We start from the raw sequence: 24,366 nt of genomic DNA on the forward strand, positions 1-24,366 counted from the left end.
AGTGAAGATGGCAACAGTAGGATTTATTGGTGTCGGAAATATGGGGGGGCCTATGGCCATTAACCTGGTACGGGCCGGACATCAAGTGAAGGTTTATGATCTGTCACCACAATTGATGGAGCCGGTGGTTGCCGCAGGGGCAGCAGCAGCGGCATCCCCCGAGGAAGCGGTGGCGGGTGCAGAGTTTGTGGTGTCCATGCTGCCTTCCGGCCCCATTGTGGAGGATCTGTATATTCACGGTGCCCGTTTGCTGGAGGCAATCAGTAAAACGTCTCTGGTGATTGACTGCTCCACCATTGCCCCCGACAACGCAGTCAATCTGGCCACGGCCGCCCGGCAGCGGGGCATTGCCACCCTGGACGCACCGGTGTCCGGAGGCGTTGCCGGCGCGCAGGCCGGGACTCTCACCTTTATTGTGGGAGGGGCGTTGCCTGACTTCGAACGCGCCCGGCCATTGCTGCTGGGTATGGGTAAGAACGTGTTCCATGCCGGTGATCACGGTGCCGGGCAAATCGCCAAGATCTGTAACAACATGCTGTTGGCAGTGCATATGATCGGTACGGCTGAAGCGTTGCAGCTGGGCGTGGACAATGGCCTGGATCCGGAGGTTCTGTCGAACATTATGTTGCAAAGCTCCGGTCGCAACTGGTCGCTGGAGTTATACAACCCTTATCCGGGGGTAATGGAGTCCGTGCCCGCAAGCAAAGGATATGAAGGTGGCTTTCAGGTAAACCTGATGAACAAGGATCTTGGTTTGGCACTGGAGGCAGGGTTAAAAAGCCAATCCGCCACCCCGATGGGCAATCTGGCCAAGAGCCTGTATGTGCAGCATGGCCGTAATGGCTGGGGCAAAAAGGATTTTTCCAGCATTCAGAAGTGGTTTGAAAAGCAGGAAAAATAAGCGTTAAAAAAGGGGCCAAAAAGGCCCCGAGTTTTCGAGTCGTTAATCGTTTATCCGTGGCTAGTTGGCCTGCAGCATGGCCATGGCGGCTTCCATCTCTGCATTCAGATCTTCGTCTTCGTTATCACCAATATTAGGGTCCAGCCCCACCCGGTTGAAGGCGGTGACGTCGTGCCAGTTGAGTTTAGTGATGTAGGGGTGATCGGGTTTGCTCATGTAGGTCTGTAGATTCGCCACCATCACCACATCCACGTAGTCCGGTTTGTCACTTCCGGTGTCGCGGTTGAACTTACGGTAGTAGGCGGGTACATCAATCAGCTCTTTGGGGAACTCCCAGGATTGCAGAATCTTCACGCCCACCTTGGGATGGATCGAGTGAATTACTTTTTGCAGGGTGATGGGGTCGTTCAAACGGTCGGATTCTTCCGCGTAGGTGAGGATGGGCAGTACCCCGATTTCATGAACCAGCCCCGCCAGTGTGGCCTGGTCCGGTTTCAGATTGGTGTAATGCTTGCAAATCACGTTGGCAATGCCCGCCACTTCGGTACTGTGGTGCCAGGATTCCCGCATGGTTTTATCGATCAAGTCCGAGGTGGCCTGAAACATCTGTTCCATGGCCAGGCCGGTGACCAGGTTGGAAATACAGGTGATGCCCAGCCGGGCGATGGCCATCTGCACATCTTCAATTTCACGGGCGCCCCGCATGATGGGGCTGTTGGCCACTTTGATGATGCGGGCGGTCATGGCGGCATCGTTGTTGATAACCTTGGCCAGGTCGCCCGCTGAGGCGTTAGGGTCTTCCGCTGTCTCCCGGGCTTTCAGTGCCACTTCCGGCAAGGTGGGTAACACCAGGCGGTCGTTGTCGATAAGCTCGTTGATCTCCTGCAGGGTGACTTCTTCAATACTCGCCATCAGCAGCTCCACATCCTTTGCTGTAAATAGATTTCGATTAAACCTACTTAAGTTATAGCATAGGGCAGCGGAAGCACGTGGATTTGGCAGGCATCATTTTGTTCCAGCTTCAAATTTTGTGATTCAGATGCCTCTATCTTCAGAGTACTGAGTACTTTTAGTGTGCGCTCGCTCACCCTTGCCACGGCCAGAATTGTGCCATTTCCGGCTTCGCTGACGATTTTGTCGCCAATTTCCACCGCGTCACAGCCGTGGATTTCCAGGGGAAAGGTGCGTACTTTCGTTTGTCCGCGATAATGAATCCGCGCCACAATTTCCTGGCCTTTGTAGCATCCTTTCTTGAAGTTGACGCCCTCCACCAGGTCGTAGTTGATCTCCTGCGGTATCCAGTTTTCTGCCTGGTTGGCGTGGATATGCACCAAGCCCCCATTGATCTGGGACAGATTCCAGGCGTTGTCCCCCACCAGGGGAATCGAATGCTGTTGCAGTAATTGTATGAAGGCTGGCGCCTGGGCCTGCGCAATCACGCCTAATGAGCCTAGGGCCGGCAGGGTAAACAGTGTGGCTCCCTGATTGGCATCCTGTACCATGCTGTGGATGGTGGCCTGATCGGGGCCGGCGGGAGCGAACACCAACAGTGATTCGTCGGCCGTGACGTCGGCTTTGGAAAACATGGCAAATTTGGACAGTACCTGAATCGTCGGTGCAACCTGATCCTGTGGCAGCAACAATAAAAAATCATCGCCCTGGCGCAGGCACAGGAACGTCGACTGGGCCCGGCCCTTGGCATTGCAGTGAGCCCCGAGCACCGCCTGGCCTGAGTTCAATGGGCTTACATCACAGGTGATTTGTCCTTGCAGAAAACTGGCAGCCTCCTCGCCTGATACCCGGATGACGGCCATGCACTCCAGCAGAGCAACGAAGCTTGCGTTTTGCTCCACCAGGCTGGCCTCGGTGTCCAGTTCATTGATACAGGTTCCCCATGGAGCCTGTTGAATAACGTTAAGATGATCCGACCACATGGCTGATTTACCTCCTCGACTGCGGAATGGCACGGGTTTGGTTGCCATCATACGGTGCCGCCGGGGAAAAGTCAGCGATAGGTTAATGGGGGCGAATTCTTTATAATGCCGCCATCGAATTGGAGTGAAAACCTATGTCTGATCACAATACCACCCAGGAAGAGCATATCCGCCGATTACGCTGGCACTGCCGTCGAGGCATCAAGGAGGTGGAGGTGTTGTTGCTCCCATTTTTTGAGGAGAAGTACCCCGCGTTGGATGAGGATGACAAGAAGTTGTTTGAAAAACTACTGGATCAGCATGATGTGGAAATGTTTGAGTGGTTTACCCATCGTTCCAAACCGGAAGCAGCTGATTTGGCGCGTATCGTATCCATGGTGCTGAATCGTGTGGATACCTGATCTGCATTTGCAGCCCTCAGCGCCGTTCACGGCGCTGATTGTCTTGCTTCACTTTGCTGCTGCCGTTGCCGTGTGGATACTGCCGGCGGTGTTTTGGCCGCTGCTCCCCCTGGTGGTCCTGGCGGGCTTTGTCAACGTCGCCAAGTATGGGTTGCTGCTGTTGAAAACATCAGTAGTTCGGGTCTGGATGACGGAAGCAGGTTGGTTTATCGCCTATCGTGATCAGCGACAAGCGGGGCCGTTGACGCTATCGCCGGAAACCCACCTGGGCAGCTACGCCATTCGCCTCAGTTTTATATCCGGGCGCGGTCGCCGCCACATCCTGGTGACTCCTGACATGATTGGCTTCCACCGGTTTCGTAAACTGCAGGTGTTTCTGCGCTGGGCGCCTAACAAGCAACAAGCGGTTGTTTCCCCACAGTGAAATCAGTGGCGATAGCTGCCTGGAGACAGTCCGGTCCAGCGGCGAAAGGCACGATGAAATGTACTGTCATCAGCAAAGCCCGTGCGTTCAGCAATGCGGGTAATGGGCAGGGTGGTTTTGCACAGCATCTCAATGGCCATATCCTTGCGTACATAATCCAACAACATCTGATAACTCAGGTTACGTTCGGCCAGGCGTCGCTGCAAGGTGCGGCCGGAACAATTCATGCGCCTGGCAACGTCGTTTATACCGGGGGCACCTTCGGTCAGCAATTGCGTTACGTGATGGCAGATTTCCCGGGCAATACGGTCTTCCGAGCGCAGCCGCATCATTAGATTCACCGCCCGGCTTTCTGAAAGGCTAAACAGGTTGTGATCGGTCAGATCAGAGTGATAGCCCAGCCCCTCCAGTCTCAGGTCAAAGCGGTCTTCAGGCTGGCCAAATAGGATGGTCGTGGACTGAAAGATTTCATCGACAACGCTGTCGTCACAGCACTGCTGATTTTCCAGATAGAGTACGCGTGGTACGTTTTTGGCGTCAAAACTCATTTGTGCGGAAATGCTGTACCAGTAAGCGGTGATGTACTCGATTACGTGCCGGTGGGGGCGGGGCACCTGATAACGAAACACCGTATGCAAACTGGATGCATCGGTTTCGACTTCAAGACGAATGAAGTCGAAAGCCAAAGGAAAGAACTTGCAGACCGACTCCATAATTTGCGACACATCTTTTGCCGTCATGGAAAGAAAATAAAATACACCAATGTGTGCCGGAAACCCTGATCCTCCCATGCGCATACCGAAGGCTGAATCGCCGGTAATTTCAGCCCCGGCAATCAACGCCTTTTCATAGAGTGATAGGGGGGTGCGCCCGTTGCTGCGGAAATCAAACCTGGATCTGACATTAACGTGATCACAGAGTGTTTGTTGTGGATATCCCAATCTTTCCAGGTACTGAAAGACCGCGTCGTATAGCTCAAACGCAACGGTGGGTGCAGGCATGGTTTTCCCCTCAATTGCAGCCGTGAAATACCTTGGCTGCAAAATAATATGGCCGGACATCAACGAAAATTCCAGCCTGTTGTCGTGACCAAACTTCTCAGCTGAGTCAATTTCTGCTTCACCAATTCAGTATGGCATGGTGGTGTCGTAATTGGCCAGTCCAAATCTTGAGTCTGTTCCTGTGCTCGCAGTAACCTGCATACCACCGTCGGCTTCGTCCGCTGTTGGATTTGATCCTGTGATGAGAACACGAATAACAAGTTTTACAGGAGAAGGTTGTGAAAGTTACGTGTATACAACTGTTTAGCTTTAAGTGGCAACTGGGAATGTTGTGTGCGGCCATAATGCTGCTAACAGGCTGCGGCGGAGATTACAGCGGTAGCCAGGATAGTGAAGGTGATGTGTCCGCCTCAGTGAACTCGGGGTCGCCGCAAGCTCCCCGGAATAATGAAGATAATTCGTCTGCTTTAGAAGTTTACTTCAACCGTTATATCGAACCTGAGATGAGTTACTGCGGCGTTTGTCATGTGCCCGGCGGGGTGGCGGATACGGAGGACGGTGATCGTTTTGTGTTGCTGGAAAGCCGGTCGAATTACCTAAGCTTTGAGCAAGCTTGGATTGATTTGGGAAAAGGCGTCGAAAGCAATCTGTTGTTGGTTGAAAATGCTTTGGTTTCTGAGCCTCACTCCGGCGGCAAAACCTGGCCCCAGGGCAGCGACAAGTACCAACAAGTGGCAACATTATTGAGTTGCTGGGAGCAACCGCAAAATTGCTCTTTATTATCACAACCGGAACCCGATCCACAGGTACCCGAACCTGAACCCGCTGGGGCGTTGCTGGGTAGTTCTCATGGCAGCCATTTATGGAACCAGTACTGTCAGGATCTGGCGGACGATGCACCGTTGCCCGCTGATCCGCGCACTTTGATTCGCCCCGGTGTCAATGCTGGTAAAGCGGTATTTTATAATTCGTTTTACCAGGATTGTCATACCAATCTGCCCGAGTCTGAACAGGCGCCGAAAACCTGCGGAGCATACCGGGCCAGGGTGACCGCCGGTGATTTCTTTGCCAATCAACGTGCAGCCATGACGGACATTGCCGTATCGGCCGATGTTCTTAACAATTTGTGGAAAGCCTGGGGCATGAGCGCACGTCCGCAAAACTTCGACCGCCTGTTGACTGAGCGTTACGGCTTTAATCCGGCGCCTTACCCCAATCCTTATCCGCTGCCGGGGGAAGACCCGGTTAATACCAGCGGGGGCAGTGGCCAATTGCCCATGGGATTAATTCAGGGGCGCGATGACGATGGTAATTATAACGGCCGCATCAGTATGAACTGCTATATCTGTCATGGTGGACAGATCGGATACGCCGAGGACGGTGAAGGGCTGGGCTCCATTCCGGGGATGGGCAATACCAACACTGATATGATGATTTTTATGCGTGATCTTTCCCGCGGCCTGGTGGGCGGTCTGCTGCCCATTTCGTTAAACAATACCCGTGGTACCTCCAATGCGGTCGGTGCATTTGATCTGCTCACGCTGATCTGGGATGTGGATACCCTGTCATTGGCGCCCAATCCCATCAAACTGCCCTTTAATCACTCCTATCACGGCAACCAGGATATGCCCAACTGGTGGAACACCAGTCACCGGCCCCGTAAGTTTTTCGATGGTGGGCTATCGGTTGATGCAACGCGTATTGATATGGCGGCGGCCGATCAGGTGAACCTGTTGCAAAGCGGTGCCGCGCGACGCGCCGTTACCGAAGAATGGGATCAATATTTACAGGCCTATGTTGATGCCCAGGTTGCACCGGTATTTCCTTATGTAGTCGATGTTGCACTTGCCCGGCAGGGAGCGATTATTTTCCACAGTAAGGATTTGTGGGCAGATGCCACCAATGCTGCCATTCCCCGTCCGCAGGGAAATGGTTCCTGTGCCGGTTGTCATGGCGCGTACTCCCCCCGCTTCGTTAACGATCCGGCGTTTCTGGAAGATCCTGTGCTCGAGGGCGTGGCGTCCTATGTGGTTCCACTGGATATCATCGGCACTGATCCGGCGCGGGCATTGTCCATTTCTTCCGAGGTGCGTGAAGTTTTCAAAAGTACCTGGTGGGGATATCCCGACGGGGTAGAGGGTTATGTGCCTCCCGGCGAGAAGGGCGCGCTTAAAGAGTATATTGATGACTTTGCCTATCCGATTATTAATCCTGACGGGCGCCCGGTGGAAGGGCTTTGTGGCTGGGAGGAGCAGGTCGGTTACCTGGCTCCGCCGTTGTATGGCGTGTGGGCATCCTCACCTTATTTTCATAATGGTTCGGTTCCCACATTGCGCCAGGTTTTACAGCCCAGTGAACGGCCTGCCATCTGGAGCCGGTTTGACTCACCGGTGGCGGGGCCAATCAAAGGTTATGATATGAGCCTGTCAGCTTATGATCTTGAGGAGCAGGTGGGGTGGAAATACCGTGAGTATTGCAGCCGCCAGGATACACCTGCCGCTGAATGCAGTGGTGACAATCGGGTTATCAATAATCTCCTGTATCAGTGGCTTGATAGCCTTAAAGATGATATCTGGATTCTGGGTTTCTTGAGTAAGCCCTATGGTACCCAGACCCAAATTGATCGCCGCAAGATCTTCAATACCCGGGATTTCAGCAATAGCAATTCAGGCCATGAATTTACCCGGGTGTTGAGCGAAGCCGAAACCCGAGCGGTTATTGAATACCTGAAGACGCTTTGATGGTGTACCGGCTTTTGATCAGTGCATTGGTCATCACGCTTATCCTGTTACCCAGGGTAAGTGTGTTTGCCCAGTCAGCCCCCGATTTTAATCTGCCTTTGTTAGCGCAATCCGATGCTGGCGGATCGCAGCTCTGGCAATCGGGCTCACTCCGATTGTCGGATTTGACGGGGAAGGTGGTCTATCTGGATTTTTGGGCGTCCTGGTGTGCGCCCTGTGCTCTGTCGTTGCCGGAACTTGAAACACTCTACGCCCGATTCAAATCGCGCGGCTTCGAAGTGGTTGCCATTAATCTTGATACCACGGAAAGCGCCGCCCGGCGTTTTTTGCAAGATAAGGCCATCACCTATCCCATCCTGTTTGATCAGCGGCAAACCACACCAGAGCGGTATGGTGTGGCGGGGATGCCCACTGCGTTTCTGCTTGATCACAGCGGCAAACTCAGGTTCACACATACCGGATTTAAACCCAGTGATACTGAAAAATTATCCAAACTGATTCAGCAGCTACTGCAGGAGAAGGAGCGTCTATGAAAGTGCGTTTTGCCAATGTGCTGGTTGGCACGGTGCTCATTATGAGCGTGTTGAGCGGTTGTGAAACAGCGGTGGTTAAACCATGGCAGCGGGGAGATCTGGCGCGCCCGCAAATGGCCTGGCAGCCGGATCCCATGATGTCTGCGCTTCGTGAACATGTTTACACGGCAAAAGAGGGGGCTTCCGGCGGAGTTGGTACCGGTGGAGGCGGTTGTGGTTGTTACTAGATCCGAGGTCAAATGAAGCATAATAATAAAACATCAGGCACCCTGGCGGCCCTCACCGGTGCTGCCCTTGCATTACCTGCTATTGCACAATTGGCCCAGGCTGCGGAGTTGCCCACCAAAAGCGAACTTGGCTATCGCTATACGGATTATCACGAGGACGATGTTGACAGTAACCAGGTGCTGTTGGGCAGCAACCAGCGTTACGAGATCGGTACGCACCAGTTGCGCCTGGTGGCGCCCGTGGGCGAGCGGTTTTCTTTAACGGTGGATGCCCTGTACGAGTCCATGACCGGAGCCTCGGCCAGGGCTGTAGTGGACAACGGCCAGGGTGAATCGGTTCTGGTTATGACCGGAGCGAGCATTAAGGATACCCGCACTGATATGTCCGCTGAACTGCGGCACTATGGCAACGGTGGCAGTGAAGCATTGGTGCTGGGCTTTTCCAGGGAGGACGATTATGAATCGATTAACGGCAGCATTGATGCGGAGCGTACCAGCGTGGATGGGGTTACCACCTGGTCCGGTGGCGTCGGCTTTTCCCATGATGAATTGGAGCCGGTGCCGGAAGCCGGCATTAACCGTACTGTGGCGGAGAAGCGCAGTTTTCTGAACGCTTATGTGGCTCGTGCCAGGGTGCACAGTCCCGTGTGGCAGACCCAGCTTGGCCTGTATTTGGGTTGGTATGATGGCTATTTGTCGGATCCTTATCGGAGCCGGGATATTCGCCCGGATTCCCGCCAGCAATGGGCATTCAGCGGGCGTTCCCGCTATTTTCTCAAAGCAGTGAATGCGGCGTTTCATGTGGATTATCGCTATTACCAGGATGATTGGGATATCGCATCCCACACGCTGGAGCTGGCCTGGTATCAGTCGTTTACTGATGCCTTCACAGTGTCGCCCCGGGTGCGCTACTACTCTCAGAGTCAGGCGGAGTTTTACGTGCCCACCGACCGTGGCACCCGCAGTGGGGATCAGTCATCAGACTTCCGCCTGTCGCCCTACGGCGCCATCGCCTATGGCTTGGGGATTGGTTATTATCAGCCTGCGTTCGGCGTGAATCTGTATTTTGAACACTACAACAGTGATGGGGATTACGCCCTCAAATCCGTGGCAGAGCCCAGCCCGTTTCTGGTGGATTACAGGTTGTTGACTTTGGGGGTGGATTATCGGTTCTGATATGGAGCTGATGCAGCACGGGTTTCGTGCCATGGGTTCCCCCTGTAGAGTGCATCTTTATCTGGATGAGGCCGCCGTTGGCAGGAATGTGATGAACGCCGTGGTGGCTGAAGTTCTGCGGCTGGAAAAAAAATACTCCCGTTATCGGCAGGATAGCCTGGCGGCCCAGATCATGGCCGCAGCGCAAACCGGTGCCGCCATCGAGCTGGATGCAGAGGCTGCCGGGCTGTTGGATTATGCCGATACCCTGTTTCGGGAAACCGATGGCCTGTTTGATATTACCTCCGGCGTATTGCGCCGGGTGTGGGATTTTAGCCGGGGCAACCTGCCCAGCCAGGCCGACATCGACGCCATACTGCCCGGCATTGGTTGGCACAAGGTGCATTGGTGTAACCCGGTGCTGTCCTTCCCGGTTGCGGGGATGGAAGTGGATTTCGGCGGCTATGTGAAAGAATATGCGGCGGACAGTGCGGCAGCGGTGGCCCTTAGTCTGGGTGTCAAACACGGCCTGATCGAACTCGGGGGCGACATTCGTGTAATCGGACCACACCCGGATGGCAGCCCCTGGAAAGTGGGGGTGCGTGATCCGAATAAGCCGGAGGCCGCTTTGGCGCGGTTGGATCTGGGCAGGGGGGCGGTGGCCAGCAGCGGCGACTATGAACGGGCTATTGTATATAACGGGAAGCGTTACGGGCACATTCTAAACCCGCACACCGGTTGGCCGGTCAGTGGCCTGACTGCGGTTACGGTGGTGGCGGAACACTGTCTGTTAGCCGGCACCGCCTGCACCGTTGCCATGCTCAAGGGCGAGCATGGCGCGCACTGGTTGCAGCAGTTGGGAATGGATTGGATTGCCTTGAATGACCAGGGGCAGATCCTGGGGAATCTTCACTCAGCCCAGGCATCCGAAGCATAGTTACCCGGTACCAGCAACGTGTCTCTGGCTTCGTCCATTGTGTCCGGATAATTCAATGTGTAATGCAGGCCACGGCTTTCCCTGCGGGTTAGGGCGCAACGTATGATCAGTTCAGCGATCTGCACCAGGTTGCGCAATTCAATCAGGTCATTGCTCACCTTAAAGTTACTGTAGTACTCCAGAATTTCCTGTTTCAGCAGGTTGACCCGATGGGTGGCCCGTTGCAGGCGTTTGTCGGTGCGGACGATACCGACGTAGTCCCACATGAAGCGGCGCAGCTCCTCCCAGTTGTGGGAAATAACCACCGCCTCATCGGAGTCGGTAACCTGACTTTCATCCCAATCCGCAATGGCGGGAATCTCCGGTGCACAGGCCAGCAGCTCACCAATATCCTTGCTGGCAGAAATGGCAAACACCATACACTCCAGCAGTGAGTTGCTGGCCATGCGGTTGGCGCCGTGCAATCCGGTGAAGGCGGTTTCACCGATGGCGTACAGCCCGCCCAGGTCGGTGCGCCCGCGCAGGTCCGTCAGCACGCCACCGCAGGTATAGTGGGCTGCCGGTACCACCGGGATGGGCTCCTGTGAAATATCGATGCCCAGGCTGATGCAGCGGTCATAAACGGTGGGAAAATGGCTGCGGATGAACGCCTCGGGTTTGTGGCTGATATCCAGATACAGGCAGTCCACCCCCAGGCGCTTCATCTCGTGGTCAATGGCCCGGGCAACAATGTCCCGGGGTGCCAGCTCACCCATCTCATGGAAACGATCCATAAAGCGCTCGCCGTTGGGTAATTTCAGCAGACCGCCTTCACCTCGAATGGCTTCAGTGATGAGGAACGAGCGCGCCTCCGGATGGTAAAGACAGGTAGGGTGAAATTGGTTGAACTCCATGTTGCCCACCCGGCAGCCCGCTCGCCAGGCCATGGCGATGCCGTCGCCGGTGGCCACATCCGGGTTCGATGTGTAGAGATATGCCTTGCTGGCGCCACCGGTGGCCAACAGCACAAATTTCGCTTCGTGTACTTCCACTTCCAGGGTGTCGTTATTCAACACGTAGGCACCGAATACCCGTTTGCCGCTCAGCCCCAATTTCTGGCTGGTAATCAGGTCGATGGCCACGCGGGATTCGAACAGGCTCACGTTTTGCTGATGCTGGACTTTCTCGATCAGGGTGCTGGAAATGGCAAAGCCGGTGGCATCGGCCGCATGGATGACCCGCCGGTGGCTGTGACCGCCTTCCCGGGTTAAATGGTATTCGCGCCGACCGTCATCGTGCACCTCACGGGTAAAGCCTACCCCCTGCCGGATTAGCCAGCGGATGGCATCCGGGCCATTTTCCACGGTGAAGCGCACCGCTTCTTCGCGGCACAGGCCGCCACCGGCGATCAGGGTATCGTTGATGTGGGCCTCCACGGAGTCTCCCTCATCCAGCACAGCCGCCACGCCACCCTGGGCGTAGTAGGTGTTGGCGGCCGTGAGGGGGCCTTTGCTCAGTACCCCCACTTTACTGAATGGCGCCAGGTGGAGAGCCGCGGTGAGACCGGCTGCACCACTGCCGATGATCAGAATGTCATGCTTGAATCGAGTCATAGAGATGTTTCCGGCAGGCCCGCTGCCAAATTGGATTATATAAGGCTGCCAGTTGGACAGCGAAAGGAGCTATTATAACGCCAGAATGCCGTCGACATGCTAGTTTGATGGCCACCCCTGCGTGGCAGCAGGTGCTTTTGAAATTCTGAAAGCGGAATATGATCTGGATACGGCAGGCAGCGGAACTTTGCCGGCTGTATAGGGTCTGTGTAGATATGCTTCCATCCTATGTAGTGGGAAGCCTGAATGGGGAGTTTTGATAGATGGCTGAGCGTCATCCCGATCAGCTGTTGGTAGAGCGTGTACAACAAGGCGATAAAAGAGCCTTTGACTTATTGGTAAAGAAATATCAACACAAGGTGCTGGCGGTAATCGGGCGCTTTGTGCGGGATCCGGACGAGGCCATGGATGTGGCGCAGGATGCGTTTGTGAAGGCGTATCGGGCTCTGGATCGATTTCGCGGAGATAGCGCGTTTTATACGTGGATCTACCGAATTGCCGTCAATACGGCCAAGAACCATTTGGTGTCCAAGGGGCGCAGGCCGCCGGACACTGACGTGGAAGTCAGTGACGCAGAATACTACAGTGGTGGCGATGCCCTGCGCGAATCCGCGGATCCCGAGAAAGAAATGATGCGGGATCAGTTGGAGGCGGTGGTGTATGAAGCATTGCGGGAATTACCAGATGATTTACGGACTGCGGTGACATTACGTGAATTTGATGGTCTTAGTTATGAAGAGATTGCTGAAGTCATGGATTGCCCCGTGGGGACAGTCCGATCCCGGATTTTTCGGGGGCGGGAAGCGATCGATAAACGCATTCAGGCAATGCAGGCCTAGGGTTGGGTTGCCGTTGAGTGGACAGCAGGTAAGAGCAGCAGGTTAAGGGTATGAATATGGGTAATAAAGACCTGGACAGAAATGCCGAGGAACTGTCGGCATTGATGGATGGCGAAGTCAGTGAGCTGGAACTGCGGCGGGTGCTCAACAGCATCGAGCAGGATCAGGCGCTGTGCCGAAAGTGGAGCCGATATCAATTGGCCAGTGCTGTGCTGCGTCGCCAGACTGCAGGGCAGGCCCGGACCTGGATGGATATCGATCTCTCTGCCCGTGTACAGCAGGCCATTGAGCAGGAACCGTCGCTGTTGCCTGCCCCCGGCCGGGGTAAAAAACCGGTGACGGCAATGCTGGCCAAGCCGTTTGCCAATGTGGCGGTGGCGGCCTCCGTATCGGCGGCGGTGATCCTGGGCTGGCAGAACTTTACCGGTGGACCGTCCCAGGGTGCGCCGGCGGTTGCTTCCAGCGCGGCGTCCATGGCGCCGGTGGCGGTGTCCGGCAACAGTCCGTTGATGGCGGTATCTCAAACCAGTGCATCCGGTAATCCGAATCTGGTTATGCAGCCGGAAATGATTCGCTTCAACCCGGAGTTGGATGATCGGCTCAATTACTATCTTCTCTCCCATTCCAGTAATGCCGCAGTGAATACCGCCAGTGGCGTAACACCCTACGCGCGGGTGGTAACGGTCAAGCCAGCGCAGAAAGATATGCCCAGGACTGATGCGGGGCAGTAGGCGAATGCGCAAGCGTTACAGTTGGCTGGCCTTGCTGGCTTTGGGGGCTTGCCTGAATCCTTCCCTGCAAGCGGCCGAGGAATCTGCAGAGCAGTGGCTCAAAGGGCGGTTGGCCAGCGCCAGTCAGTCCAGCTTCAGTGGACACTCCGTGCTGCTAACCGGTGGTCGAATGGTGTCATTGAAGGTGTACCATGCGCCCATTGATGGTGAGGTTTGGGAGAGGGTGGTGCACATGAGTGGAGAGCCCGCGGAGATTATCCGTCAGGGTGCCGCAGTATATTGCCTGCATCCGCGACAAGCCACCGGGGTGGCAGTGAAAGCCCCTGTCAGTCGCTGGACCGCGCTGGATCAGAGCATGCAGTCCGTGACCCGCTATTACCGCTTTGAGCGCGCCGGCGTCGAACGGGTGGCCGGGCGCGAATCGGTCAGGCTGAACCTTTCACCCCTGGACTCCCACCGCTATGGATACAGTCTTTGGCTGGATACCCAATCCGGGGTGATCCTGCGCTCTCAGACGCTGCCCAGCACTGGAGAGGCCTTGGAAGTGTTTGAATACGTTAATATTAACCTCGATCAACCGCTTACTGCTTCCGATTTTGAGCCGGGGCAGGGGCTGACCCGTGCTCAATCCTCTACCCGGTCGGACGGCGATAGCCAGGCGCTGCCCGCTGATCACTGGGTGCCGGGCTGGCTGCCGGAAGGATTCGTTGAATCGCAGCGGGTAGCCCGTTTCCCGGGCCAGGGGCAGGTTTCAACCCGCGCTTACACCGATGGCCTCGCCTCGTTTACTGTGTTCCATGAACCGCGTTCAGAGCCCATCAGTGAAAACGTCAGTGCGCATGGGGCAACGGTGGCGGTGCATCGGAATATTCCGGGCGCCATGGTGACCGTGGTGGGTGAAATCCCCATGGCCACTGCCCAGCGCATTGCCGCCAGTGTAAAACCCTTGGCGCCAGCGCCCTGATTGGATACAGTGACAGGGAATCAGGTGTCGGTAGCGTAATCATGATTGAAGAAACCGGTCGAGTGGTGGCAAAAGACCCGGGGTTGGCCTGGGTGGAAACCTTGCGTCAATCCGCCTGTGACAGCTGTTCCGCCAAATCCGGATGTGGCCACAGCGCATTAGCCAAGTTGGGGCAGAACGCCATACATATGCAGGCAGTGTGTGAAATCGATGTCACCATCGGCGATCAGGTGGTGGTGGGCGTACCGGAAGAAATCATGGTCAAGAGTTCAATACTGGCCTATTTGATGCCCCTGTTAACAATGATGGTTGGGGTTCTGTTGGCGGATTCTTTCTGGGGGCAGGATTTACTCACTGCCCTGGCCGGAATCATTGGCCTGGCACTGGGGTTTGTGATCCTGCGCTGGCACTTCCACCGCAACCGGCATGATGAGCGATACCAGCCCGTGGTATTGCGCAGAATTTGCGGCGGCCCCCAGCAGGGGCTTTGAATGTTATAAAATTCAATGGCTTAACTGCTTTGTATTTCATCTAATGCAAGGTCCATTGAAAATCGGTAGAATTGCCGCAGTTTTTCCCTATCACCCCTTAATCGAAGTATGCCGCGCCTGTGACAGACATCAGCCACATTCGAAACTTTTCCATCATCGCCCATATTGACCACGGTAAATCCACCCTTGCAGACCGTTTTATCCAGGAGTGCGGTGGCCTGACCGAACGCGAAATGGCTGCGCAAGTGCTTGATTCCATGGATATTGAGCGCGAACGGGGAATCACCATCAAGGCCCAGAGCGTGACTCTGTATTACCAGTCGGAGAACGGTGAAAAGTATCAATTGAACTTCATAGATACCCCAGGCCATGTGGATTTTTCCTATGAAGTGTCGCGCTCCCTGTCTGCCTGTGAAGGTGCCCTGTTGGTGGTGGATGCCGGGCAGGGTGTGGAGGCCCAGTCGGTGGCAAACTGCTATACCGCTATAGATCAGGGGCTGGAAGTCATGCCGGTGTTGAACAAAATTGACTTGCCCCAGGCGGAGCCGGAGCGGGTCTGCCAGGAAATTGAAGACATCATTGGTATCGAAGCCACCGACGCATCCCAGGTCAGTGCCAAAACCGGTGTCGGTGTATTGGCTCTGTTGGAGCGGCTGGTGCACACTATTCCACCTCCGCAGGGTGACCGGGAAGGTAAACTGCAGTGCCTGATTATCGACTCCTGGTTTGATAATTATCTGGGGGTGGTGTCGCTGATTCGGGTTATGGACGGTCGTATTCGCAAGGGCGAAAAGATCCGTGTGAAATCCACCGGCCGCGACCATGTGGTGGACGCCGTGGGTGTGTTCACGCCCAAACGGCTGGAAACCGATGTACTGGAAGCCGGTGAAGTGGGGTTTCTGGTAGCGGGGATCAAGGACATTCACGGGGCTCCGGTGGGGGATACATTGACCCACACCAAAACGCCGGATGTACCCAGTCTGGCGGGTTTCAAGCGGGTTAAACCCCAGGTTTATGCCGGCCTGTTCCCGGTCAGCTCCGATGATTACGAGCATTTCCGTGACGCGCTGGGCAAGCTCAGTCTGAATGACGCGTCACTGCATTATGAACCTGAAACCTCCGATGCGCTGGGCTTTGGATTCCGTTGCGGCTTTCTGGGCATGCTCCATATGGAGATCATCCAGGAGCGCCTGGAACGGGAATACGATCTGGACCTGATCACCACTGCGCCGACGGTGGTTTACGAGTTATTGCTGAAAAGCGGTGAAACCGTTCAGGTAGACAACCCCTCGGCCCTGCCAGATCCATCCAAGGTGGAAGAATTCCGTGAACCCATTGCTGATGTGAATATACTGGTGCCGCAGGAATACCTGGGCAACGTGATCACCCTTTGTGTGGAAAAGCGTGGGGTACAGAAAAACATGCAGTTCATGGGTAACCAGGTGGCACTGCATTACGAAATTCCACTCAGTGAGGTGGTGCTGGATTTCTTTGACAAGCTCAAATCAACCAGCCGCGGTTATGCATCACTGGATTACACATTCATGCGCTTCGATGCCAGCAGCCTGGTGCGCGTGGACGTGATGATTAATGGTGAAAAAGTGGATGCACTCGCCATTATCTGCCATCGGGATCAAGCGGATTATCGTGGCCGTGCCCTCACTGAGCGTATGAAAGAACTGATCCCCCGGCAAATGTTCGACGTGGCCATTCAGGCTGCTATCGGCAGCAAGATTATTGCCCGCCAGACCGTTAAAGCTCTGCGGAAAAACGTACTGGCGAAATGCTATGGCGGTGATGTCAGCCGTAAGCGCAAATTACTGGAAAAACAAAAAGAAGGTAAGAAGCGCATGAAGCAGGTGGGCCGGGTTGAAATTCCCCAGGATGCATTCCTGGCTGTGTTGAAGGTGGATAAGTAAAGAATGGATTTTGATTTTGCGATTGTACTGGTAGCGCTGGTAGCCTTTACTGGCTTTTTTTATCTGCTGGATCTGTTATTCCTGAAGCGCAAGCGCAGTGCTGAGACACCGGCACCCCAGTGGGTGGAGTTTCCGGCTTCGTTTTTCCCGGTGTTGGTGGTGGTACTGGTGTTACGCTCCTTTCTGGTGGAACCCTTTAAAATACCCACCGGGTCCATGATACCGACGCTGTTGGTGGGCGATTATATATTGGTGAATAAATTTGCCTATGGCTTGCGGGTGCCGATTGTGGGCTCGGTCATTGTTCCCATCGGCAAGCCGGAAACCGGTGATATCATGGTATTCAAATACCCTGAAAATCCCAGTATCAACTACATCAAGCGGGTGGTTGGTGTGCCGGGAGATGAGATCAAATATGAGAACAAAGTCGTGTATTTGAATGGGGAACCGGTAGAACAGGTGCTGGAAGCGCAACTTCCACCGGCTCAACCGCAAATTAAAATCTATAATGAGACACTGGGTGGCATCGAACACGATATTATGATCACTCTGGAGCGTCCGTCTGAACGCCCCCAAACCTGGACCGTTCCCGAAGATCACTACTTTGTCCTGGGTGATAATAGGGATAACAGCCGGGACAGTCGTTTCTGGGGGTTCGTGCCGGATAAATACGTTGTGGGCAGGGCCTTTGCCATCTGGATGAGTATGCCCGGGTGGGTGCCAAGCTTTGATCGCAACCGGTTTGTGGAATAGAGCGGCGGGAGCCTATTCGAGGTGAAAAATATGCACATCAACAAGAACAAGCAGAACGGTTCATCCACTTATGCCACTATGTTTATATTGCTGGTATTGATTTTTGCAGCGGTAACCCTGATGAAGCTTTGGGCGCCTTACTTCGATGATATGGCAGTTAAAACGGCATTAAAGAACTTATCCGAAGAAGAAACCACAAGGTCGATGGCGCCAAATGAGATTCGCAATACGCTGAACAAGCGCTTATCTGTGAATGGTGTAAAGCTGGAAAAAGAAGAGGTGGTCATCAAGAAAGAAGATGGTGAGATTCTAATCAACGTGATTTATGAGCGTAGAATTCCGATGTATGGCAACGTCGACGCCATGCTCAAATTTCAGCATGACGTGGCAGTAAAAGCCAAAGGTTAAATGGAAAACGGATTAGCCAGGTTAGCCCGCACCATCGACTACCAATTCCAGCAGTTTGAATTGCTGGAATTGGCCTTGACCCACCGCAGTCACGATGGCTCCCGGAATAACGAACGTCTGGAGTTCCTGGGGGATTCCATTCTCAATTTTGTTATCGGTGAAGCCCTGTTTGAAAAATTCCCCCAAGCCCGGGAAGGGCAGTTGAGCCGCCTGCGTGCCAGTCTGGTGAAGGGCACCACCCTGACCAAAGTCGCCAAGCAATTCGATCTGGGTCCGGCCCTGAAACTGGGTCCCGGTGAGCTTAAATCCGGCGGTCACCGGCGGGATTCCATTCTGGCGGATGCGGTGGAAGCCATCATAGGCGCAGTGTATCTGGACGGTGGTATGGAGCAGTCTAAACAGTTGATCCTGAACTGGTTCCAGCAACGATTGGCGAATATTACGCTGGAAGACACCAATAAAGACAACAAGACGCGTTTGCAGGAGCTGCTGCAGGCACGCAAGCTGGATCTGCCGGAGTACGAAATAGTGGATGTGTCCGGCAAGTCTCACGCCCAGCATTTTGTGGTGAGCTGCAAAATTGATGGCCTGTCATTGTCCGCCAGTGCGGAAGGCCAGAGCCGGCGTCAGGCTGAACAGATTGCCGCTGGAAAAATACTTGCTGAACTGGAAGGTAATGATCATGGTGGATAACACCCGTTGTGGCTACGTTGCCATTGTTGGCCGACCCAACGTCGGTAAGTCCACGCTGATGAATCATCTGCTGGGACAGAAAATCAGTATTACCTCCCGTAAACCACAGACCACCCGGCATCGGGTGCTGGGTATCAAGACTGAGGGCAGTGTACAGGCAATCTATGTGGATACCCCGGGAATTCATCAGCAGGAGAGCCGTGCGATCAATCGCATGATGAATCGGGCGGCTACCGGTTCGGTCAAGGATGTGGATGTCATCGTCATGGTAGTGGACGCACTGAAGTGGAATGAAGGTGACGAGCATGTATTGCACAAGCTGCAATCCAATCGGGCGCCGGTGATTCTGGCCATCAACAAACTGGATTCTGTTGAGGATAAGAACGCTCTGCTGCCTCATATTGAGGAGCTGTCTAAGAAGCGGGATTTCGCCGCCATTGTGCCCATTTCCGCGTTGCGTAACCGCCAGCTTGACCAACTTGAAGAAGAAATCTTTCAGCGTCTTCCAGCCAGCGAGTTTTTTTACCCTGAGGATCAGATCACCGATCGCTCCATGCGCTTTATGGCGGCGGAGGCCGTGCGCGAGAAACTGATGCGTCAGCTGGGCAAAGAATTGCCGTATTCCTGCACGGTGGAAATAGAAGAGTTTGAGTTCGAAAACAATGTCTGGCACATCAGCGCTTTGATTCTGGTGGAAAAGGCAAGCCAAAAGCGTATCGTGATTGGTGATAAAGGTGATCGCCTGCGTAAAGTGGGCACAGAAGCGCGCCAGGACATTGAAAAACTGTTGGACGCCAAGGTCATGCTCAAACTCTGGGTGAAAGTGAAAAGCGGTTGGTCTGACGACGAGCGTGCGCTCCGTAGCCTGGGCTACGACGATGGCCAATACTGATCTTGGCTATCTGTTGCATAGCCGTCCCTATCGAGACAGCAGTGTCATCTGCGACTTTCTGTTAGAGCATCATGGCCGCGCCTCATTGCTTTATCGGGGGGTGCGTAAGGCGGGCAAGCAGGGGGCGAAAGGCCGCTTGCTCCAGCCTTTTTCCCCGCTGGCGGTGACCTTTGATGGCCGTAATGAGTTAAAAACCGGACGTCTTCTGGAGCCAGCCGGGGCACCGGTATTTTTAGTTGGCAGGCAGCTGTACAGTGGCTTGTATGTGAATGAACTGCTGGTGCGTTTGCTGCATAAAGAAGAGCCTGCTTCCGATCTGTTTCGCTATTATCAAAACGTCATCACCGAGCTGAGAAACGGCCAGCTGGAAGCCACCTTGCGTCGCTTTGAGCGCATACTGCTGGCGGAGCTGGGTTACGAACTCAGCTTACAGTGGGATGTGCATGGGCAACCATTGCAAGTGGATCAACTGTACCTGTATGAACCGGATCAAGGGTTTCTACCGGTTGCGACCCAATCGATCGACCCTGGGCTGCGACAGCGTTGTTTTACCGGACAACACTTGCTTGCCATAAACCGTCACGCTTATGATGATCAGGCGGTCGCACTGGCGGCAAAAAAGCTCAGCCGCCAGGCACTGGCGCCGCACCTGGGCGACAAACCGTTGCGCAGCAGGGAACTGTTCAAGCAATCAGCACAGTAATTTCAAAGGTTAAACACAGTGAATCAACATAATCGTATTCTCTTGGGTGTTAATGTGGATCATGTGGCCACCTTGCGACAGGCGCGGGGCACCCGCTACCCTGATCCGGTGCAGGCGGCGATGGTGGCTGAAGAGGCGGGTGCCGATGGCATCACCGTGCATCTGCGTGAGGACCGGCGCCATATTCAGGAACGGGATGTGCGGATCATGAAGCAAACACTGCAAACCCGTATGAACCTTGAAATGGCAGTGACCGAAGAGATGATTGAATTTGCCCTGTCCGTGCAACCAGAGCATGTGTGCCTGGTGCCGGAGAAGCGCCAGGAACTGACCACTGAAGGAGGGCTCGATGTGGCCGGTCAGTTTGAGCGGGTCAGCGATGCGGTCACGCGCCTGGCTGCAGCGGGTATCGAGGTGTCTCTGTTCATTGATGCCGAGCCCAGTCAGATTGAAGCCTCCCATCGTGCCGGGGCACCGGTTATCGAGATTCACACTGGCGCATTTGCCGATGCCGACAATCAAACGGCGCAGTTGGCGGAATTGGCGCGCATCAAGGATGGCGTGGCATTGGGTAACCGGTTGGGGTTGACTGTGAATGCGGGGCATGGTCTGCATTATCACAATGTGGAAATTATCGCTGCGATTGGCGGCATCAATGAGCTTAATATTGGGCATGGGATCATGGCCCGTGCAATATTGAGTGGATTGGGTGAAGCCGTTCGTGAAATGAAACGTTTGATGCTCCAGGCCGCGCCATGATCGTCGGTATTGGCACGGATATCGTCACGGTTTCCAGAATGGCGGAAAACCTGGAACGCATGGGTGATCGCTTTGCCCGGCGCTTGCTGACGGAAACGGAATACAAGGAGTATGAGAAAAAGCACAATGGGGCAGCGTATCTGGCCAAGCGTTTTGCCGCCAAGGAAGCGGCGGTAAAAGCAATGGGGACGGGGTTTGCCGAAGGCATTACCTGGAAGCACGTTGCTGTTTGCAATGATGACAAGGGGGCGCCTTTTCTGGAGCTCAGTGGGCCGGCCAGTGACAAAGCCAAGGTACTGGGTGTGGTCAGGGCCCACCTTTCCATCTCCGATGAAAAAGAACACGCCGTGGCCTTTGTCATTCTGGAGTCCTAGGCCCCTGGTGGTCAGTGTGCCGCCATATCCCGGTTTTGTTCACACCAGCCTATGACCCGTTCAATTTCGTTGAGCAGGGCATTGGTCAACACTTTGACCGCTTCGAATTTTTCCAGTTTCAGGTTTTCTTCCAGCACCTGCGAGGCTTCCTGCAAAAAGGGGACGCCAGTATATCGGGTGGCTCCATGCAGCTTGTGCACCACCTCCTGCAGCGTCTCGTAATCTTCATCTTCCAGTAGTACGCGAATGGTGTCTTTGTCTTTCTGCAGGGCGTTGAACAGCATCTCCAGCATTTCTTCGGCCAGGTCTTCCTTATTGTTTGCCAGCTTCAGGCCAAGTTTCATATCCACCGCCGATTCGCCTCCATTTTCATCAGCAGTCCGTGATTCAGAGTCATCTTCTGCATGCAGATTAACCCCAGTCCATTTATGAATAATGTGAATCAGTTGGGCTTCATTGATAGGCTTGGTGACGTAATCATCCATGCCCGAATTGAGCAGCGTATGTTTTTCACTGGCCAGGGCATGGGCTGTCACGGCGATAATAGGGGTGTGTGCTTCCTTTCCTTCCATGGAGCGTATCCGCTGTGCAGTTTCCACTCCATCCATAACCGGCATCTGAATGTCCATCAGAACCAGATCAAAATCCCGTTGTTCAATTTGCTGTAAAGCTTTCATGCCGCTGTCGCAGGCCGTCACCGTGACCTGTAAATCTTCCAGCAGGGCACACAGCAACTTCAGGTTGGCGGGGTTGTCATCCACGGCAATGATGTTGAGGTCTTCGGCGGTGAGGTTGTCCACGGTCAGTGGGTCGTAGCTTGGATCCGGACTTTCTGTATCAAATGCGTCGGATTCCAGCAGGTTCCCCAGCACTTCGTAGGTTTTTTGCTGGCACAGTGGCTTGGTGATCAAGGGCAGCTGATCGCCGTCAAGCAATTCAGCCAGGGTGGTTTGGTCGGCCGGGTTGCCATGGAGGATCAGGGGGATTCGATGATGGTTCAATTTACACAGTTGGGTGATTTCAGTGTATTTCGGTTTTTGCGCATTGACACCTAAAATCACTGCCTGTGGCTGGGCGCTGTCGGTGGAGCGTAACAAGTTGGTCAGCGCACCCATGTCGGCGTACTCCACCACTTCGATCTTGCGCTTTTGCAGGGTGTTGCGTAGATTGGCGCGTACGGTGGCATTCACATCATAGATGGCAATCTTGCAGCTCTGATTGATGATCAGGGGCACATAGGAAGCATCTTTATTATGGACCTTGGCGCGGAATGTAAACCAAAACGTTGAGCCTTGGCCCGGTTCACTGTCCAGGCCGATCTCGCCACGCATCTGCTCCACCAGGTGTTTGGAGATCACCAGCCCCAGGCCGGTGCCGCCAAAGCGTCTGGCGGTGGTGGTATCGGCCTGGCGAAAGGCGCTGAACAAAGCGCGTTGCTGCTCTTTGGTGAGGCCGATTCCGGTATCTGAAACCGTCACCTTTATGGTGGCCAAATCGTCTTTCTGGTCATCCAGCATGACCCGGATCACCACCTCGCCGTGTTCGGTAAACTTAATGGCATTGTTCACCAGGTTGGTCAGAATCTGTTTTAGGCGCAGCGGGTCACCAATGACGCCGGTGGGCACATCAGAATAGAACAGGCTGACCTGTTCCAGATGTTTCTCGTAGGCCATGGGGGCCAGCATGGTCAGCACATCTTCCACCACTTCCTGGAAATTCAGTGGAATCTGATCCAGCACCAGCTTGCCGGCCTCGATCTTGGAGAAGTCCAGAATGTCGTTAATGATGGAGAGCAGGCTCTCGGAGGATTTTTGGATGGTGTCCAGATAATCCCGTTGAGTCAGGGAAATGTCGCTTTTCAGCAGCAGGTTGGTAAAGCCGATAATGCCGTTCAGGGGGGTGCGGATTTCGTGGGACATATTGGCCAGAAACTCTGACTTGATGCGGCTGGCCTCCAGCGCTTCCTTGCGCGCCAGGTCCAGCTCGATGTTTTGGATTTCGATGGTTTCCAGGGTTTCCCGCAGGTCTTCTGTGGCCTGGTCCACGTTCTGCTGCAGTTCCTGCTGACCTTCCAGAATGGAAGAGCCCAATTGATTCAGCGCCGATTGCAGGGTGCGCAGTTCCCCGTACGCATCTTCCTTGAGGCGCACAGCCAGATCCCCCTGGCTCATTTCCGTAAGGGCGCTGTTGATGCCATCCACCACTCTGCCTATGCCGTTTGCAAAACGAATGGCCACCGCGCCACTGATGGCCAAGGCGATGACCAGCAGTAAGGTGGTGTACAGCAGGCTCCGGTATTTGGCGATGACCAGGTTGGAACGGTCGATCTCCACCTCCAGCCAGCCGGCATTGGCTTCTTCGCCGGCCAGGGGGTGATAGGAAGAGGCTGGGTAAATGGGATGTATAACCCGCAGGGTGGTATCGGTCAGCCGGCTGCTGGCGTGTTTCCGTGTGGGGTCAGGCAGCAGGGGAACGCCTTCCGGTAAGGGCCGCATTTTGGGGCCGGCGCGGGTGATCAGGGTGCCATCCACTTCATGAATGGCGACCGAACGAACGTTATCTTCCTCCAGGATGCGCTGGGCATAGAACGGCAGGGTGTGGCCCTGGCGCTGGGTCATGCTCTCGAAAATACCATGGGCAAAAGCCGCCGCGATCATTTCACCCTGGTCGTGCAGGGACTGATCAAGTTCCTGAAAGCGCTGGGCAGTAAACAGGCTGGCCAGTACCAATCCGATCACCAGCACCGGTAACAGGCTGATGGTCAGGGCTCGGGACTTTAACCCCAATCCTTTCAATAAGTTAAATCGTTCTTTTAATTTCACGCTTGCGACCGATGGCTTTTTAATCAGTATATGCCATCTTCTCCCTATCGATACCGTTAAAACGTCCACCGGGGTCAGTATTGGCGCGGCCTGCAACAAATAATCAGTAATGTTAGGCGCCCGGCCCCCGTGCAGGGTACAATAGGCCCCCGCTGAAACAAACAGTTAATCG

The 24,366-nt window shown here is 54.6% G+C and carries 25 protein-coding genes; 20 read left to right on the forward strand and 5 right to left on the reverse strand.

All coding sequences use genetic code 11. The features are described from left to right. Nucleotides 1-7: 7 nt before the first annotated feature. Entirely contained in the window at nucleotides 8-901 is an 894-nt protein-coding gene (gene mmsB / locus D9N13_RS14825; RefSeq protein ID WP_411268173.1) for a 3-hydroxyisobutyrate dehydrogenase, read from the forward strand. 60 nt (nucleotides 902-961) lie between these two features. Here the strand turns inward: mmsB and D9N13_RS14830 are convergent, their stop codons facing one another. Together D9N13_RS14830 and D9N13_RS14835 are read right to left on the reverse strand one after the other, a co-directional pair. Next, a complete protein-coding gene (locus D9N13_RS14830; RefSeq protein ID WP_290591702.1) occupies nucleotides 962-1,813 on the reverse strand; it encodes an HDOD domain-containing protein in 852 nt (283 codons plus the stop codon). Between the two features lie 47 nt (nucleotides 1,814-1,860). Continuing rightward, on the reverse strand, nucleotides 1,861-2,835 hold the full coding sequence (locus D9N13_RS14835; RefSeq protein WP_290591704.1) for a YgfZ/GcvT domain-containing protein: 975 nt from the start codon (nucleotides 2,833-2,835) through the stop codon (nucleotides 1,861-1,863). A gap of 134 nt (nucleotides 2,836-2,969) precedes the next feature. On the opposite strand from D9N13_RS14835, the gene D9N13_RS14840 reads away from it, so the two are divergent. Both D9N13_RS14840 and D9N13_RS14845 read left to right on the forward strand, forming a co-directional pair. Then, nucleotides 2,970-3,236 (forward strand): succinate dehydrogenase assembly factor 2, encoded by a 267-nt coding sequence (locus tag D9N13_RS14840; protein WP_290591706.1) that lies wholly within the window; start codon nucleotides 2,970-2,972, stop codon nucleotides 3,234-3,236. Then, nucleotides 3,223-3,660 carry a protein YgfX gene (locus D9N13_RS14845; protein ID WP_290591708.1) on the forward strand — a complete coding sequence of 146 codons (438 nt, stop codon included), beginning with the start codon at nucleotides 3,223-3,225 and terminating at the stop codon, nucleotides 3,658-3,660. The genes D9N13_RS14840 and D9N13_RS14845 overlap by 14 nt, the downstream gene beginning before the upstream one ends. A 2-nt stretch (nucleotides 3,661-3,662) precedes the next feature. On the opposite strand, the gene D9N13_RS14850 is transcribed toward D9N13_RS14845, so the two are convergent. After that, complete coding sequence (locus D9N13_RS14850; protein WP_290591710.1) at nucleotides 3,663-4,661, reverse strand: helix-turn-helix transcriptional regulator; 999 nt, start codon at nucleotides 4,659-4,661, stop codon at nucleotides 3,663-3,665. Between the two features lie 278 nt (nucleotides 4,662-4,939). On the opposite strand from D9N13_RS14850, the gene D9N13_RS14855 reads away from it, so the two are divergent. From D9N13_RS14855 to D9N13_RS14875, 5 genes are read left to right on the forward strand one after another with little or no spacing between them, the layout of a single operon-like run. After that, nucleotides 4,940-7,402 carry a hypothetical protein gene (locus D9N13_RS14855; RefSeq protein WP_290591711.1) on the forward strand — a complete coding sequence of 821 codons (2,463 nt, stop codon included), beginning with the start codon at nucleotides 4,940-4,942 and terminating at the stop codon, nucleotides 7,400-7,402. After that, the gene (locus tag D9N13_RS14860) at nucleotides 7,402-7,935 is read left to right on the forward strand and encodes a TlpA family protein disulfide reductase (protein WP_290591713.1); all 534 of its coding nucleotides are present in this window, start codon (nucleotides 7,402-7,404) and stop codon (nucleotides 7,933-7,935) included. Before D9N13_RS14855 ends, D9N13_RS14860 begins: the two co-directional genes overlap by 1 nt. Then, on the forward strand, nucleotides 7,932-8,162 hold the full coding sequence (locus tag D9N13_RS14865) for a DUF4266 domain-containing protein (RefSeq protein WP_290591715.1): 231 nt from the start codon (nucleotides 7,932-7,934) through the stop codon (nucleotides 8,160-8,162). Before D9N13_RS14860 ends, D9N13_RS14865 begins: the two co-directional genes overlap by 4 nt. A 12-nt stretch (nucleotides 8,163-8,174) precedes the next feature. Next, on the forward strand, nucleotides 8,175-9,338 hold the full coding sequence (locus D9N13_RS14870) for a DUF3570 domain-containing protein (protein ID WP_290591717.1): 1,164 nt from the start codon (nucleotides 8,175-8,177) through the stop codon (nucleotides 9,336-9,338). Between the two features lies 1 nt (nucleotide 9,339). Next, the gene (locus D9N13_RS14875; RefSeq protein WP_290591719.1) at nucleotides 9,340-10,254 is read left to right on the forward strand and encodes an FAD:protein FMN transferase; all 915 of its coding nucleotides are present in this window, start codon (nucleotides 9,340-9,342) and stop codon (nucleotides 10,252-10,254) included. Here D9N13_RS14875 and nadB read toward each other — a convergent pair. Continuing rightward, nucleotides 10,227-11,846: an L-aspartate oxidase gene (gene nadB / locus D9N13_RS14880; protein WP_290591721.1), complete on the reverse strand. Its 1,620-nt coding sequence runs from the start codon at nucleotides 11,844-11,846 to the stop codon at nucleotides 10,227-10,229. The genes D9N13_RS14875 and nadB overlap by 28 nt on opposite strands. A gap of 263 nt (nucleotides 11,847-12,109) precedes the next feature. On the opposite strand from nadB, the gene rpoE reads away from it, so the two are divergent. The 12 genes from rpoE to acpS all read left to right on the forward strand — a co-directional run bounded on the left by rpoE (nucleotide 12,110) and on the right by acpS (nucleotide 21,372). Then, nucleotides 12,110-12,685 (forward strand): RNA polymerase sigma factor RpoE, encoded by a 576-nt coding sequence (rpoE, locus tag D9N13_RS14885; RefSeq protein ID WP_290591723.1) that lies wholly within the window; start codon nucleotides 12,110-12,112, stop codon nucleotides 12,683-12,685. A 50-nt stretch (nucleotides 12,686-12,735) separates the two neighbouring features. Next, entirely contained in the window at nucleotides 12,736-13,416 is a 681-nt protein-coding gene (locus D9N13_RS14890) for a sigma-E factor negative regulatory protein (protein ID WP_290591725.1), read from the forward strand. A gap of 4 nt (nucleotides 13,417-13,420) precedes the next feature. Next, nucleotides 13,421-14,380: a MucB/RseB C-terminal domain-containing protein gene (locus D9N13_RS14895; protein ID WP_290591726.1), complete on the forward strand. Its 960-nt coding sequence runs from the start codon at nucleotides 13,421-13,423 to the stop codon at nucleotides 14,378-14,380. 41 nt (nucleotides 14,381-14,421) lie between these two features. Beyond that, the gene (locus D9N13_RS14900; protein WP_290591728.1) at nucleotides 14,422-14,871 is read left to right on the forward strand and encodes a SoxR reducing system RseC family protein; all 450 of its coding nucleotides are present in this window, start codon (nucleotides 14,422-14,424) and stop codon (nucleotides 14,869-14,871) included. 119 nt (nucleotides 14,872-14,990) lie between these two features. Next, on the forward strand, nucleotides 14,991-16,790 hold the full coding sequence (gene lepA, locus D9N13_RS14905; protein WP_290591730.1) for a translation elongation factor 4: 1,800 nt from the start codon (nucleotides 14,991-14,993) through the stop codon (nucleotides 16,788-16,790). A gap of 3 nt (nucleotides 16,791-16,793) precedes the next feature. After that, nucleotides 16,794-17,543, forward strand: coding sequence for a signal peptidase I (gene lepB / locus D9N13_RS14910; RefSeq protein ID WP_290591732.1), 750 nt, complete (start codon nucleotides 16,794-16,796; stop codon nucleotides 17,541-17,543). Nucleotides 17,544-17,573: 30 nt separating this feature from the next. Continuing rightward, nucleotides 17,574-17,951 carry a DUF4845 domain-containing protein gene (locus D9N13_RS14915; protein ID WP_290591734.1) on the forward strand — a complete coding sequence of 126 codons (378 nt, stop codon included), beginning with the start codon at nucleotides 17,574-17,576 and terminating at the stop codon, nucleotides 17,949-17,951. Beyond that, the gene (gene rnc, locus D9N13_RS14920) at nucleotides 17,952-18,644 is read left to right on the forward strand and encodes a ribonuclease III (protein WP_290591736.1); all 693 of its coding nucleotides are present in this window, start codon (nucleotides 17,952-17,954) and stop codon (nucleotides 18,642-18,644) included. After that, on the forward strand, nucleotides 18,628-19,536 hold the full coding sequence (era, locus tag D9N13_RS14925; RefSeq protein WP_290593088.1) for a GTPase Era: 909 nt from the start codon (nucleotides 18,628-18,630) through the stop codon (nucleotides 19,534-19,536). The genes rnc and era overlap by 17 nt, the downstream gene beginning before the upstream one ends. After that, entirely contained in the window at nucleotides 19,523-20,239 is a 717-nt protein-coding gene (recO, locus tag D9N13_RS14930; protein ID WP_290591737.1) for a DNA repair protein RecO, read from the forward strand. Before era ends, recO begins: the two co-directional genes overlap by 14 nt. Before the next feature lie 18 nt (nucleotides 20,240-20,257). After that, nucleotides 20,258-20,998, forward strand: coding sequence for a pyridoxine 5'-phosphate synthase (gene pdxJ, locus D9N13_RS14935; RefSeq protein ID WP_290591739.1), 741 nt, complete (start codon nucleotides 20,258-20,260; stop codon nucleotides 20,996-20,998). After that, nucleotides 20,995-21,372 carry a holo-ACP synthase gene (gene acpS, locus D9N13_RS14940; protein ID WP_290591741.1) on the forward strand — a complete coding sequence of 126 codons (378 nt, stop codon included), beginning with the start codon at nucleotides 20,995-20,997 and terminating at the stop codon, nucleotides 21,370-21,372. The genes pdxJ and acpS overlap by 4 nt, the downstream gene beginning before the upstream one ends. Before the next feature lie 11 nt (nucleotides 21,373-21,383). Here the strand turns inward: acpS and D9N13_RS14945 are convergent, their stop codons facing one another. Then, nucleotides 21,384-24,194 carry a response regulator gene (locus D9N13_RS14945; RefSeq protein WP_290591743.1) on the reverse strand — a complete coding sequence of 937 codons (2,811 nt, stop codon included), beginning with the start codon at nucleotides 24,192-24,194 and terminating at the stop codon, nucleotides 21,384-21,386. Nucleotides 24,195-24,366 lie beyond the last annotated feature (172 nt).

Origin of the sequence: Ketobacter sp. GenoA1, assembly GCF_003671475.1 — a bacterium.
Taxonomy (GTDB): Bacteria; Pseudomonadota; Gammaproteobacteria; order Pseudomonadales; family Ketobacteraceae; genus Ketobacter.